General features: G+C 40.2%; 12 protein-coding genes, 2 tRNA genes, 2 rRNA genes and 1 pseudogene. 4 read left to right on the top strand and 13 right to left on the bottom strand.

Features of this window, described 5'->3' with window-relative positions; all coding sequences use genetic code 11:
* Nucleotides 1–242: 242 nt before the first annotated feature.
* On the bottom strand, nt 243–1799 hold the full coding sequence (locus ACIQXQ_RS18720; RefSeq protein ID WP_402875489.1) for an ABC-F family ATP-binding cassette domain-containing protein: 1557 nt from the start codon (nt 1797–1799) through the stop codon (nt 243–245).
* A gap of 246 nt (nt 1800–2045) precedes the next feature.
* Between ACIQXQ_RS18720 and ACIQXQ_RS18715 the strand changes: the two are divergent.
* Nucleotides 2046–2290, top strand: a pseudogene (locus tag ACIQXQ_RS18715) (hypothetical protein).
* A 193-nt stretch (nt 2291–2483) separates the two neighbouring features.
* On the opposite strand, the gene groL reads toward ACIQXQ_RS18715, so the two are convergent.
* Together groL and groES are read right to left on the bottom strand one after the other, a co-directional pair.
* The gene (gene groL / locus ACIQXQ_RS18710) at nt 2484–4115 is read right to left on the bottom strand and encodes a chaperonin GroEL (RefSeq protein ID WP_402959449.1); all 1632 of its coding nucleotides are present in this window, start codon (nt 4113–4115) and stop codon (nt 2484–2486) included.
* Between the two features lie 61 nt (nt 4116–4176).
* A complete protein-coding gene (groES, locus tag ACIQXQ_RS18705) occupies nt 4177–4461 on the bottom strand; it encodes a co-chaperone GroES (protein WP_402875451.1) in 285 nt (94 codons plus the stop codon).
* A gap of 329 nt (nt 4462–4790) precedes the next feature.
* On the opposite strand from groES, the gene ACIQXQ_RS18700 reads away from it, so the two are divergent.
* Both ACIQXQ_RS18700 and ACIQXQ_RS18695 read left to right on the top strand, forming a co-directional pair.
* Nucleotides 4791–5513: a CPBP family intramembrane glutamic endopeptidase gene (locus ACIQXQ_RS18700; RefSeq protein WP_402959447.1), complete on the top strand. Its 723-nt coding sequence runs from the start codon at nt 4791–4793 to the stop codon at nt 5511–5513.
* A complete protein-coding gene (locus ACIQXQ_RS18695; protein WP_402875447.1) occupies nt 5510–5722 on the top strand; it encodes a YdiK family protein in 213 nt (70 codons plus the stop codon). Before ACIQXQ_RS18700 ends, ACIQXQ_RS18695 begins: the two co-directional genes overlap by 4 nt.
* Before the next feature lie 29 nt (nt 5723–5751).
* On the opposite strand, the gene ACIQXQ_RS18690 is transcribed toward ACIQXQ_RS18695, so the two are convergent.
* Nucleotides 5752–6411, bottom strand: coding sequence for a redox-sensing transcriptional repressor Rex (locus ACIQXQ_RS18690; RefSeq protein ID WP_402875445.1), 660 nt, complete (start codon nt 6409–6411; stop codon nt 5752–5754).
* A gap of 36 nt (nt 6412–6447) precedes the next feature.
* Nucleotides 6448–6945 carry a cyclic pyranopterin monophosphate synthase MoaC gene (moaC, locus tag ACIQXQ_RS18685; RefSeq protein ID WP_402875444.1) on the bottom strand — a complete coding sequence of 166 codons (498 nt, stop codon included), beginning with the start codon at nt 6943–6945 and terminating at the stop codon, nt 6448–6450.
* Nucleotides 6946–7079: 134 nt separating this feature from the next.
* Here moaC and ACIQXQ_RS18680 point away from each other — a divergent pair, with 134 nt between their 5' ends.
* On the top strand, nt 7080–8999 hold the full coding sequence (locus tag ACIQXQ_RS18680; protein ID WP_402959445.1) for an ABC-F family ATP-binding cassette domain-containing protein: 1920 nt from the start codon (nt 7080–7082) through the stop codon (nt 8997–8999).
* 257 nt (nt 9000–9256) lie between these two features.
* On the opposite strand, the gene tsaD is transcribed toward ACIQXQ_RS18680, so the two are convergent.
* The 8 genes from tsaD to rrf (ACIQXQ_RS18640) all read right to left on the bottom strand — a co-directional run.
* Nucleotides 9257–10273 (bottom strand): tRNA (adenosine(37)-N6)-threonylcarbamoyltransferase complex transferase subunit TsaD, encoded by a 1017-nt coding sequence (gene tsaD, locus ACIQXQ_RS18675; RefSeq protein ID WP_402875442.1) that lies wholly within the window; start codon nt 10271–10273, stop codon nt 9257–9259.
* A complete protein-coding gene (rimI, locus tag ACIQXQ_RS18670) occupies nt 10270–10722 on the bottom strand; it encodes a ribosomal protein S18-alanine N-acetyltransferase (RefSeq protein WP_402959490.1) in 453 nt (150 codons plus the stop codon). The genes tsaD and rimI overlap by 4 nt, the downstream gene beginning before the upstream one ends.
* A gap of 25 nt (nt 10723–10747) precedes the next feature.
* The gene (gene tsaB / locus ACIQXQ_RS18665; RefSeq protein ID WP_402959443.1) at nt 10748–11440 is read right to left on the bottom strand and encodes a tRNA (adenosine(37)-N6)-threonylcarbamoyltransferase complex dimerization subunit type 1 TsaB; all 693 of its coding nucleotides are present in this window, start codon (nt 11438–11440) and stop codon (nt 10748–10750) included.
* Entirely contained in the window at nt 11437–11892 is a 456-nt protein-coding gene (tsaE, locus tag ACIQXQ_RS18660; protein ID WP_402875439.1) for a tRNA (adenosine(37)-N6)-threonylcarbamoyltransferase complex ATPase subunit type 1 TsaE, read from the bottom strand. The genes tsaB and tsaE overlap by 4 nt, the downstream gene beginning before the upstream one ends.
* 220 nt (nt 11893–12112) lie before the next feature.
* Nucleotides 12113–12186: transfer RNA gene (locus tag ACIQXQ_RS18655), tRNA-Met, on the bottom strand.
* 34 nt (nt 12187–12220) lie between these two features.
* Nucleotides 12221–12336, bottom strand: a 5S ribosomal RNA gene (gene rrf, locus ACIQXQ_RS18650).
* Between the two features lie 193 nt (nt 12337–12529).
* Nucleotides 12530–12603 (bottom strand) — tRNA-Met (locus tag ACIQXQ_RS18645).
* 33 nt (nt 12604–12636) lie between these two features.
* Nucleotides 12637–12731, bottom strand: a 5S ribosomal RNA gene (rrf, locus tag ACIQXQ_RS18640); the annotation flags it as partial.

The raw sequence follows: 12731 nt of genomic DNA, 5'->3' as shown, positions 1-12731 counted from the left end.
CATGATAGACAGTTCCATGACAGGTTCTACATTAAATTAACGGACTAGCTTCATCTCCTCTACTGTTATTTCTAGTTTATCTTGTTAACTCACATGCAAATGGTAGTATTTGACATAATAAAGTTAATCCCTTTCTTTTACCAAAAATAATAAATAAAAAAAGGAAGGCCTCCCATCAGTTCAGTAAACTGATGGGAGGCCTTCCTTTTTAAAATGGCGACTCCTACTCGGATCGTTCAAGTTTAGATGGTTTTCGTTGTCCATGATTCTACGTCCCAAATATCTGTTACTACGTCTTGGTAAAAATCAGGTTCATGAGAGATAAGGACTACGCTTCCCTTATACGATTTCAAAGCTCGTTTTAGCTCAGCTTTTGCATCTTTATCCAAATGGTTGGTTGGCTCATCAAAAACAAGGATATTGCTTTCTTGGTTAAGGAGTTTGCATAACCGGACTTTCGATTGCTCTCCACCACTTAATACGGATATTTTACTTTCAATATGTTTTCTAGTTAACCCACATCTCGCAAGAGCAGCGCGTACCTGTCCTTGGCTTAACTGAGGAAACGTATTCGATATTTCTTCGATGCACGTGTTTTGATTTTTCGTTTTCACTTCTTGTTCAAAATATCCAATATACTGATGTTCACCGCGTTCAAGTGAACCAGAAAGAGATCTTATTTCTCCGAGCATGCTACGAAGGAGTGTAGTCTTACCAATCCCATTTGCTCCAACTAAAGCTACTTTTTGTCCACGCTCTATATAAAGATTTAACGGCTTTGAAAGTGGCTCATCGTATCCAATGACAAATTCTTTCGTCTCAACAATTAATTTACCTGAGGTCCTTGCTTCTTTAAAGTTGAAATCAGGTTTTGGTCGTTCCTGTGCTATTTCAATAACATCCATTTTATCGAGTTTTTTCTGTCTCGACATGGCAAGGCTGCTGGTAGATGCCCTTGCCTTATTACGAGCTACAAAATCTTTTAAACTAGCAATTTCTGATTGTTGTCTCTTAAAGGCAGCTTCAACTTGTATTTTTTTAGCTTCATAGGCAATAAGGAAATGGTTGTAATCACCCACGTAGCGATTTAATTTCTGATTTTCTAAATGGTAGATCACATTTGCAACGCTATTAAGAAATGGAATATCATGAGAAATTAATAAAAAAGCGTTATCGTATTCTTGCAGGTAACGTCTTAACCACTCAATGTGTTGTTCGTCTAAATAGTTTGTAGGCTCATCTAAAAGAAGAATATCTGGTTTCTCAAGTAAAAGCTTAGCTAATAAAACCTTCGTTCGTTGCCCACCGCTTAAATCATTAACATCTTTTTCTAATCCTATACCATCAAGTCCAAGGCCACGTGCCACTTCGTCTACCTTAGAATCAATAATATAGAAATCATTATTTGTTAATATGTCCTGTAATGTCCCAACTTCCTCTAACAACTTTTCCATTTCTTCAGGTGTAACATCTGAAATCTTTTCATAAATGGTATTAATATTCGTTTCAACGTCAAAGAGATATTGAAAAGCCGTTTTTAATACGTCACGGATTGATATTCCCTTTTGTAAAACCGTATGTTGATCAAGATAACCGACTCGTTGGTGCTTTGACCACTCTATTTTTCCATCGTCAGGCTGAAGTTTCCCTGTAATGATATTCATAAACGTCGATTTACCTTCGCCATTTGCCCCAATTAAAGCTATATGTTCACCTTTTAACAAGCGGAAGGAAACATTATCAAAAATCGTACGATCGCCAAAACCATGGTTTAGGTCTGTAACCGTTAATACACTCATATATTTAACCTCATTTAAATTTTATTTTGTTTCGTTTAGTTTTAGGAAATAATTATAAAATCGTTCATCTGATTTTTATAGTTCAATATTGAACTATAACATAGAAAATGGAATAGTCGTATGGGATAAATTTGAAAAAAAGGGATGGGTGTATGCTAATCTTGTTAAATCCTTCAAAGGAGTATTTATATGAATCAGAAATAATTGGAAGAAAAAATCATCGAAAACTGCCAAGGTCAAGAAAAGATGATGATCCTCGTCTTTTCGCAGTGGTGCATCAATCATGATCTCGAACCTGGCATTGAGCCATCGAATTAACCGTAACAAAAGATGAAGCCGGTGAAGTATCGGATGAAACCATTATGGGGGTATAATCCTTATTCGGAAATGATGATCTTGCTTTTGTCGTGACAGAGGAAATACAAAAGAGGAAAAATAAAGATAAAGACGAAATACGTTGTTTCAATATTGTTTTCGCATATACGGCTTGATGCCCTCTCTTAGCTGAGGCAGGGGTAAGTCTTTCACAAATAATGAAACGATTCTGGCACAAGAATGAAGACATGTTTATCTTCATGTGAAAAAAGAGGCTTCCCAAAAAGTTCAAAGAACTCATGGAAAACCTCTTTTTCAGATCTTATTCAGGAAAACATTACTATTTTCACTGAATTTCAAGCGGAGTTATTACATCATGCCGCCCATTCCGCCCATGTCAGGCATTCCCATTCCGCCGCCAGCGCCAGCAGGTTCTGGTTTATCAGCAACAACTGCTTCTGTTGTTAAGAACATAGCAGCCACGGATCCAGCGTTTTGTAGAGCTGAACGAGTTACTTTAGTAGGATCGACGATACCCGCTTCGATCATGTTCACCCATTCTCCAGTAGCGGCATTGAAGCCAGTACCGATTGCTTCGCCTTTAAGGCGTTCTACGATTACAGATCCTTCAAGTCCAGCATTGTGAGCGATTTGGCGAATCGGCTCTTCGATTGCACGAAGAACGATTTTCACGCCTGTTGCTACGTCGCCTTCTGCTTCGATTTCTGCCACTTTATTGTATACGTTTAGAAGAGCTGTACCACCACCGGCTACGATTCCTTCTTCAACAGCAGCACGAGTAGAGTTCAATGCATCTTCAATACGAAGTTTACGTTCTTTAAGTTCTGTTTCAGTAGCTGCTCCGACTTTGATTACTGCTACTCCACCAGCTAATTTAGCAAGGCGTTCTTGTAGTTTTTCGCGGTCGAATTCAGAAGTTGTTTCTTCTAATTGAACACGGATTTGGTTTACACGAGCTTGAATTTGAGCTGTGTCTCCAGCACCTTCAACGATTGTTGTGTTCTCTTTTGTAACAACGACTTTAGAAGCACGTCCTAAAGAATCGATTGTTGCAGATTTAAGGTCAAGGCCGATTTCTTCCGTGATCAATTCGCCGCCTGTTAGAGCTGCGATGTCTTCAAGCATAGCTTTACGACGGTCACCGAATCCAGGAGCTTTAACTGCCACTGCATTGAATGTTCCACGAAGTTTGTTCACAACAAGAGTTGCAAGTGCTTCGCCTTCCACGTCTTCAGAAATCAATAATAGTGGTTTTCCTTGTTGTACAACTTGCTCAAGTACAGGAAGGATTTCTTGAAGGTTCGTGATTTTTTTATCAGTGATTAAGATATATGGATTTTCAAGAATCGCTTCCATTTTATCTGAATCAGTTACCATGTATGGAGATGCATATCCGCGATCGAATTGCATACCTTCTACTACGTCCAATTCAGTTGTGAAGCCTTTTGATTCTTCGATTGTGATAACGCCGTCGTTACCTACACGTTCCATAGCTTCTGCAATCAATTGTCCTACTTCTTCATCAGCTGAAGAGATAGCAGCAACTTGTGCAATCGATTCTTTGTTTTCAACAGGTTGAGAAATGGCTTTTAATTCTGCAATCGCAGTATTAACCGCTTTTTCCATCCCTTTACGGATACCCATTGGGTTAGCACCAGCTGTTACGTTCTTAAGACCTTCACGGATCATTGCTTGCGCAAGAACCGTTGCAGTAGTCGTTCCGTCACCAGCTACGTCATTTGTTTTGCTTGCTACTTCAGCAACCAATTTCGCACCCATGTTTTCGAAAGCATCTTCTAATTCGATTTCTTTAGCGATTGTTACACCGTCATTGGTAATAAGCGGTGAACCGAATTTTTTCTCCAGAACCACGTTACGTCCTTTTGGTCCAAGCGTTACTTTTACTGCATCTGCAAGAGCGTCAACGCCACGAAGCATTGAACGGCGAGCTTCTTCACTAAATTTAATTTCTTTAGCCATGTATAAGTACCTCCCTAATCATTTTAAGAAAAATTTTCGTTCAGTTAAGTATGATGTATAATTAGCCAATGATAGCTAAGATATCGCTTTCACGTAAGATTAAGTATTCATTATTTTCGTATTTAACTTCAGTACCAGCATATTTTGAGAAGATAATTAGATCGCCTTGGGCAACCTCTAAAGCAACACGTTCGCCATTTTCAAGGACACGGCCTGTACCAACCGCTACGACTTTACCTTCTTGTGGCTTTTCTTTTGCAGTATCAGGAAGAACAATACCGCTTGCCGTTTTTTCTTCAGATTGAACTAATTCAATAATAACGCGATCACCTAATGGTTTTAACAAGTGAAACAACCTCCTCATTTTCTCTTAAATCAATTGCCTGATTTATTAGCACTCATCAACACCGAGTGCTAACACATTTATAATATTAAATAAATCGAGCCCTTTTTGCAAGTATCTTGTTGAATTTTTTTTATTAATTTCTGATAAATTTCGGGTATACTACTCTAGGATAATGATTCCTAAAATGTTTTTTGGAAATGTTCTCTTTTTATATACCTATAAGTGGTGTTATGGGCTGTTTTTTGATACCCTTTTTATATACGTTTATAGATTGTCCCCATGTCAGGACTCTAAAAAAATGGCGGACTTAATTAAAGGAGTTTTCATTTTTGAAAAAAGAATATTGGTTCGTCATCATTACTTACATTGCCATGCAATTATCGGGTATTGTCGGAATGCCGATTTTCACGGTGATTGGTTCTGCAATGGGCATACCAAGTGATGAGCTCGAAGTTAAATCGGCCGCTTACTGGATCGTCTTCAGTTTTCTTGCAGCACTAATAGTGATTCTATTCTTGTTGCGAAAAGATATGAAGGAAAATACTGAGCTTACACAGACTTCGGTTCCCGTGTCCTTCCTATGGGCAATAGCGGGTGTCTTCCTAGCCTTTTTCGCTCAAAATATAGCTGGGAACATCGAACAAATGCTTGGGGTGGAGACTGAATCTGAAAATACTCAAAATCTGGTTTCACTCATTTATAAAGTTCCGATGGTCATATTCGTTACCTCTGTGATCGGTCCTATTTTGGAAGAAATCATTTTCAGGAAAATTATTTTCGGATCGCTTTATAAACGCTTTAATTTCTTCATTTCGGCTTTACTCAGCTCGGTTATTTTCGGCTTGGCACACGGTGAACTCGAACATCTTCTTTTATATGCAGCAATGGGCTTCACTTTTGCCTTCCTATATGCCAAAACGGGCCGTATTCTCGTATCCATAGCCGCACATGTCGCTATGAATACCCTTGTTGTCATTATCCAGGTGGTATATAGAGAAGATATCGAGAAATTGTCAGATACTGCACAAGCCTTTATCGGAGGTTTATTATGAAACGTCAGTCACCTTTATTCATCGGAATCGTATACGCAGGCTTGGGCATTCTCTTTACAACGATTGCCGTCCAGACAGTCAATTCTTCCGGATGGGGATTTTTCGCCTATATCCTTGTATTGATTGCGACTCTTGACTTGGGATCCGGGATCCGTATGATTCTCATCCACTTTAAGATAAAGTCTATACAAAAGAATAACAAAAAATAAAAAACACGCTGCATAATCGCAGCGTGTTTTTATTCTTCTAGAACAGCTTCTTCTACTACAGGATAGTGCTTTAAAAAGTAGATCAGCGATTGAAGCTCAACCGCCAGATCAATATGATGAACCCTTATGGATGGGGGTACAGTCAGCCTGGCTGGAGTGAAATTCAGTATCCCTTTTATATCGGCCTGAACCAAACGATCGGTTATCGTCTGGGCCTCTTGGGCAGGGACCGTCAAAATCGCTACCGTAATATTGTTTTCCTGCAAAAGTGTGTCTATTTCGTTCATATGATAGATCGGCACATCAGCGATGGTCTTTCCGACCTTGTCTTCAGAAACTTCAAATGCCATTTCAATTTTTGTATTATTGTTTTTCATGAAATTGTAATTTAAAAAGGCAGTCCCTAAATTCCCCACTCCAATCAAGGCTACTTTTGTCAGTTCATCTTGATCCAATGTTTTTCTGAAGAAAGACAATAAATAATTGACATTATAGCCGTAGCCCTTCTTTCCAAGTGCTCCAAAGTAGGAAAAATCGCGGCGGATCGTTGCTGAATCTACCTTTACAGCTTCACTCAGCTCAGCTGAGGAAACTCTTTGTTTACCTGAGGAATGTAAGTTTTTTAAAAATCGATAATACAAGGGCAACCTTTTAGCCGTTGCTTGCGGTATCTTTGGGTCATGGTTCATTGTTCTTCCCCGCCTTTATACATGCTTTTAAAATGATTACATTTGATTTAGCTGCCTTTTGTAATCACTGCTGGACACGCCACCTGTTTTCTCCACTAAAAATGTAGGCCCGATAATCATTCCTTTATCCAGTGCCTTACACATGTCGTAAACCGTTAATGCGGTTGCAGATGCTGCTGTTAACGCTTCCATTTCAACACCTGTACTACCCTTTGTCTTAACCTGTGTTTCAATTTTAAGCCGGTACCCTTTTTCTTCTTTTTCCCAATCAAAAGCTATATTGACCCCTTGTAGGGAAATGGGGTGACACATCGGAATGATATTGGATGTATTTTTGCTGGCCATGATGCCTGCAACCTGTGCTACCGCCAATACATCACCTTTTTTCATTTGTTGATTCGTGATTTTTTCATATATTTCTTCGTTCAATAAGATGCTGGATTGAGCTGTTGCCGTCCGGATTGTCTCTGGCTTCGTGCTCACATCAACCATTTTGGCTCTGCCTTGTTCATTAAAATGCGTTAAATCGCTCATAAAATTACCCCTCCTAAATCATACACTATTATCCTACATTATGTAACAGCTTGTTTTTCACCTTTAAAACCAAAGCTGTTGCCGTTAAATACTATAATACGTTACACTAACAATAATCAATTGAGGTGAAATCCATGATTCTATTACAAATCAATCAACTATCGAAATATTATGGTGCTGAGCTAATCTTATCAAATATGAAGCTTGAAGTTCAAAATAAAGACCGGATTGCCCTAGTCGGTCGAAATGGAGCAGGAAAGTCGACCTTGCTAAAAATTATAGCCGGTCAAATTTCTCATGATGGTGGCGAAATCATCAAGCCAAAAGACATTACAATCGGTTATATGGCCCAGGATACTGGATTGGAATCCGAACTATCCATTTGGGACGAAATGCTGACTGTATTCGAAAAACTGATTGGACAAGAAAAAGAACTACGGCGACTCGAGGCTGCCATGGCCGACCCCGCAACATTTGAAGATGAAATACGTTACCAAAAGGTGTTAAGTGAATATGATGCCCTCCAGGTTACATTCAAAGAACAGGGCGGGTATCAATATGAAGCGGATATCCGCTCTGTCTTACATGGTCTCCAATTTGGAGATTTTGATCATTCCACTTTAATTTCCACATTGAGCGGTGGTCAAAAGACACGCCTTGCCTTGGGGAAATTACTTTTAAAGAAACCTGATATTTTAATACTGGATGAGCCTACAAACCATCTGGATATCGAGACACTCTCTTGGCTTGAACAATATTTGCAAAGCTATCAGGGTGCAGTACTTATTGTGTCCCATGATCGCTATTTTCTTGATAAAGTTGTCAATCAGGTCTATGAAATTTCAAGGAATAACATGAAAAAGTACTATGGAAATTACAGCTCCTACTTGGAAAGAAGAGCAGAAGACTATGAACGTGAAATGAAACAATTCGAGAAACAGCAAGGGGAAATAGAAAAACTGCGAGATTTTGTCCAACGTAATATAACTAGGGCATCGACGACCAAAAGAGCCCAAAGCCGTCGTAAACAGCTGGAAAAGATGGACGTATTGGACAAGCCTCAGGGTGATGAGAAATCCGCCAATTTTTCCTTTCAAATAGAAAAACAAAGTGGCAATGAAGTGCTTCATCTTCAAAACTTGGCCATCGGCTATGCGGGGGAAGCAGTGTCTCAAAACATTAACTCCCGGATGACAAAAGGCGAAAGCATTGCCCTCGTCGGACCGAATGGTGTCGGTAAATCTACATTATTGAAAACCGTCATTTCAAAGCTCCCTCCGATTTCCGGGGAATTCCGCTTTGGAACCAATGTCGAGGTCAGTTATTACGATCAAGAACAAGCCAATCTCATTTCTAATAAACGCGTCCTGAATGAAATATGGGATGATTACCCGACTAAACCGGAGAAAGATATCCGGACAGTGCTCGGCAATTTCCTTTTTAGCGGGGACGATGTGTTGAAAACCGTTTCGACTTTGAGCGGTGGGGAAAAGGCTCGCCTTGCTTTAGCGAAAATGATGATGGAAAAGGGAAACTTTTTGATTCTGGATGAACCGACTAACCATTTGGACCTGGAGAGCAAGTTAGTCCTTGAAAATGCTTTGATCGATTATCCTGGAACCATTCTTGTTGTCTCGCATGACCGTTACTTCATTAATCGAATCGCTACAAAAATCATAGAGCTATTCAAGGACGGCAATGAAGAATTCCTCGGGGATTATGATTACTATGTAGAGAAAAAACAAGAGCAAGCTGAAATTGAAGCCCTTGAACAACAGGGTAAGGCAAATACAGTAGAAATAAAGGTCGAAAAAACAAATTATAAACTGGATAAAGAAACGAAAAAAGCAGAACGGCAACGCAAACGTCGAATCGAAGAGATTGAATCGGCGATGGAATTGCTGGAAACAGAAATTACCGAATATAATGAGCTTCTATGTGACCCAGCGGTTTTCCAAGACCATGAAAAAGTGATGGACATACAGACGAAACTGGACAAGGCACAAGAAACATTAGATCAGTATCTGGAAGAATGGGCCGAATTAGAAGAGTAAGATGAAGGCTGGGTCATGTGACTCAGTCTTTTTCTTATGAAGCAATAAGTTATCCACAGTCTTATACACATAACAAGCACGACTGAATCAACATTATTTTAGTTTACCCACACTATCCACAAAAATTTATCCACTTATCCACAAAATTACTATTTATACACAGGTGTTTTGAATAGTGAAAAAATTTTATCCACAAAATAAGCATGATTTGTAAAAAACAGAAAAACAAGATACCAAAGTTCGGTATCCTGCCTTCATTAGAAAACTTCTATATCCAACCCAGGATTTCCGTTCAAATCTAGTCCTGAGCGTTTTCCCTTTTCAAACATGATGCTGCCTGCAGCACCGATCATCGCCGCGTTATCCGTACAAAGATGCAAGGGTGGAATGACCAGGTCCATTGACAAACCTGAAAAAGCATCCGTAAGAGCATTTCTGAGCCCTTTATTGGCAGCAACTCCTCCAGCAAGTAATACCTGTTTCACTTCATATTCCTTGGCAGCCTTGACGGCCTTCTTCACAAGAACCTCAATAACACTCGCCTGGAAGCTTGCCGCTAAGTCCTGCGGCTCAATATTTTCGCCACGTTGTTCTGCATTATGCAAGGTATTAATGACAGCTGATTTCAAGCCGCTGAAAGAAAAGTCATAGCTTCCTTCTTCTAACCAAGCCCTTGGCAGTTTCAAAGATGGTGTCCCCTCATGAGCAAGTCTATCGATATGTGGACCCCCAGGATACGGAAGCCCCAGTGTTCTTGCGACTTTATCGTAAGCCTCGCCTGCCGCGTCATCTCTTGTTTCCCCAATTACTTTAAAGGAACCAGGCTCAGTCAATAACACCAATTCGGTATGTCCACCTGATACGACTAAAGAAAGGGCAGGATACTGTATTTCTTGTACCAGTCTATTCGCATATATATGTCCTGCAATATGGTGCGTTCCCACAAGAGGAATTCCATGCGCGAAAGCAATGGCTTTGGCTGCATTAACGCCTATTAACAAGGCTCCTACTAACCCTGGGCCTTCAGTGACAGCTATGGCATCCAAATCCTCATATGTCACACCAGCTTGAAGCAGGGCCTCCTCCAATACGATGGTGATCTGCTCAACATGATGACGAGACGCTATTTCCGGAACGACACCACCAAACCGTTTATGGCTTTCTATTTGTGAAGCCACAACATTGCTTACTATCTCTGTTCCATTCTTAATGACGGCTGCAGCTGTCTCATCGCAGCTCGTTTCAATACCCAATATCAATTGATCTTTTTTCATCTGAAATTCACCCACATAACATAAGCATCTTCTTGATTATCTGTATAATATCTTTTCCTTATTCCACCCTTTTGAAAGCCCAGTTTTTCATAGAGGGAAATGGCTACAGCATTGCTGACCCGAACCTCTAGCGTCATCCGGACCACCCCCATGCTGATCGAGATTTCTATCATTTTTCTTAGCAGGGCTTCACCAAGCTTTTGCCCTCGATACTCGGGTAAAATGGCGATATTGGTAATATGCGATTCATCAATGACAATCCAGGCCCCGCAATAACCGGCAATTTTCCCCTCATCTTCAATAACCATATAAACAGCATATTCATTATGATTCAGTTCATTAAAGAAAGCTTCCCGGCTCCAAGGCAAAGTGAAGGACTGTTTTTCCACGTTCAAAACTTGCTCGATATCTTCCGTTTTCATCTTACGAAACGTCATTGTTTTGCTCATCATAATCGGTCGCTTTCCTTTTATTTTATTTACCCTGCTGTTCAAGCCACTTTGCTTCGGCTTCAGCCATACGAATATAGTTGGGAACGAAGTGGTGTATATCGACTTCATCCTTATTCAAACCAATAAAAGCAAGTTCGCTTGGTCTCGCATTATACAACTGTACAGGAGCAAAGACAGCTAAATCCCCCAGTACTTCTGTAATGGCCTCACGATGAATCTCCACGTCCTGGCCAACAAACAATACTGGTCGATTGTATTCCTTTACCTTCATCGCCCATTCAGAGCTTAGAATATTACAATCTTCCGTGACCGTTTTTAACGTGCCATGATCAAATTCATATAAACCTGTATATACCTGGCCACGTCTAGCATCGAACAATGGGGAAACCAAACCATCAAAATAACGGCCATTCGCTGCTAGCACTTCTAAACTAGAAACAGCGGATAATGGAACATTCAGTGTCCAGGCCAATGTTTTTGCTATCGTTACGCCAATTCTAACTCCTGTATAAGATCCAGGACCCTGAGCGACAACGATTTTCGTCAGCTCTTTAGGAGACGTATCACAGTCCTTCAATAAAGACTCGATTGCAGGCATCACCCGAACGGAATGGTTCTTCTTTAAATTCGTCGTGTACTCTCCGATCACTTGGGTACCATTTATTAAAGCAACCCCTAAAGTAAAGTTCGATGTATCTATCGCTAAAACCTTCATGAAATTATCTCCTTACATAACATAACATACCGTTCGCCATGAGCTTCCAAAACAAATCGGCGACTCGTATCACCAAGACGATAAATATTAATGGTCAGAATGTCCTCGGGGAGTTGGTCTTTTATTAAATGGGCCCATTCCACGACTGTCACACCATCGCCATCAAAATATTCATCAAAACCTAAATCCTCTTCTGACTCTCCTACCCGATATACATCCATATGATATAAGGGTAAGCGACCGTTGTATTCCTTTATAATCGTAAAGGTAGGGCTATTCACCGTACGTGAGACCCCTAATCCCTTAGCAAGACCTTTAGTAAATGCAGTTTTCCCTGCCCCTAAATCTCCCTCTAAAGCCAGTACATCGCCACTGCGAAGCCTCTTAGCCAATTCCTGCGCAAACTGTGCCGTCTCTTCCTCATTTTCAGAAATCCATTCGAAATGTTGCATATATCCGTCACCTTTATCATTCAATTAAGTAATTGATCCCCAGTTAAAAAAGGGCTAAATTCTACCTATAAAAAACGCATTCATTCACCATTGATTAAAAAAAAGATTCTATATGTAGTGTACCTTGTTTCAAAAGAAGAAACAAATAAGTTATGGATATTATAAGATGAAAATCCGGTAAAACAAAAAAAACGAAACAAAGGTTTCGTTTTTTTCATGATTGCGGGGACAGGATTTGAACCTGCGACCTCCGGGTTATGAGCCCGACGAGCTACCGGACTGCTCTACCCCGCGACGGTATGAATGATACATTTATATAAAAAGTACAGCTTGGCGACGTCCTACTCTCACAGGGGGAAACCCCCAACTACCATTGGCGCTGAAGAGCTTAACTGCCGTGTTCGGAATGGGAACGGGTGTGACCTCTTCGCTATCGCCACCAAACATTATACTTTTTCTTTAAGACTTATATTATTATAATACAAATCGTTCTGATAAGCAAGGAATTTCTTTTCCTTTTTTAAAGAGATGGATTAATAAAACATAACATTAATTATAGTATGGCTTATTTCACAAAAAAATATTCAATTGATTCGTAAAAATAAAAAAACGAAACATCGTTTCGTTTTTTTCATGATTGCGGGGACAGGATTTGAACCTGCGACCTCCGGGTTATGAGCCCGACGAGCTACCGGACTGCTCTACCCCGCGACGGTATGAATGGTACATTTATTATAAAGTATAGCTTGGCGGCGTCCTACTCTCACAGGGGGAAACCCCCAACTACCATCGGCGCTGAAGAGCTTAACTGCCGTGTTCGGAATGGGAACGGGTGTGAC

Origin of the sequence: Peribacillus sp. NPDC097198 (assembly GCF_044762055.1) — a bacterium.
Taxonomy (GTDB): Bacteria; Bacillota; Bacilli; order Bacillales; family DSM-1321; genus Peribacillus.
Note: the sequence above shows the minus strand (reverse complement) of the source record. Positions and strands in the feature narration are given on the sequence as shown.

Bases quoted from the DNA above. Each gene is read 5' to 3' on its own strand.
- ACIQXQ_RS18720 (WP_402875489.1), bottom strand. From the start codon at position 1,799: ATGAGTGTATTAACGGTTACAGACCTAAACCATGGTTTTGGCGATCGT.
- groL (WP_402959449.1), bottom strand. From the start codon at position 4,115: ATGGCTAAAGAAATTAAATTTAGTGAAGAAGCTCGCCGTTCAATGCTT.
- ACIQXQ_RS18695 (WP_402875447.1), top strand. From the start codon at position 5,510: ATGAAACGTCAGTCACCTTTATTCATCGGAATCGTATACGCAGGCTTG.
- ACIQXQ_RS18690 (WP_402875445.1), bottom strand. From the start codon at position 6,411: ATGAACCATGACCCAAAGATACCGCAAGCAACGGCTAAAAGGTTGCCC.
- moaC (WP_402875444.1), bottom strand. From the start codon at position 6,945: ATGAGCGATTTAACGCATTTTAATGAACAAGGCAGAGCCAAAATGGTT.
- ACIQXQ_RS18680 (WP_402959445.1), top strand. From the start codon at position 7,080: ATGATTCTATTACAAATCAATCAACTATCGAAATATTATGGTGCTGAG.
- tsaD (WP_402875442.1), bottom strand. From the start codon at position 10,273: ATGAAAAAAGATCAATTGATATTGGGTATTGAAACGAGCTGCGATGAG.
- rimI (WP_402959490.1), bottom strand. From the start codon at position 10,722: ATGAGCAAAACAATGACGTTTCGTAAGATGAAAACGGAAGATATCGAG.
- tsaB (WP_402959443.1), bottom strand. From the start codon at position 11,440: ATGAAGGTTTTAGCGATAGATACATCGAACTTTACTTTAGGGGTTGCT.
- tsaE (WP_402875439.1), bottom strand. From the start codon at position 11,892: ATGCAACATTTCGAATGGATTTCTGAAAATGAGGAAGAGACGGCACAG.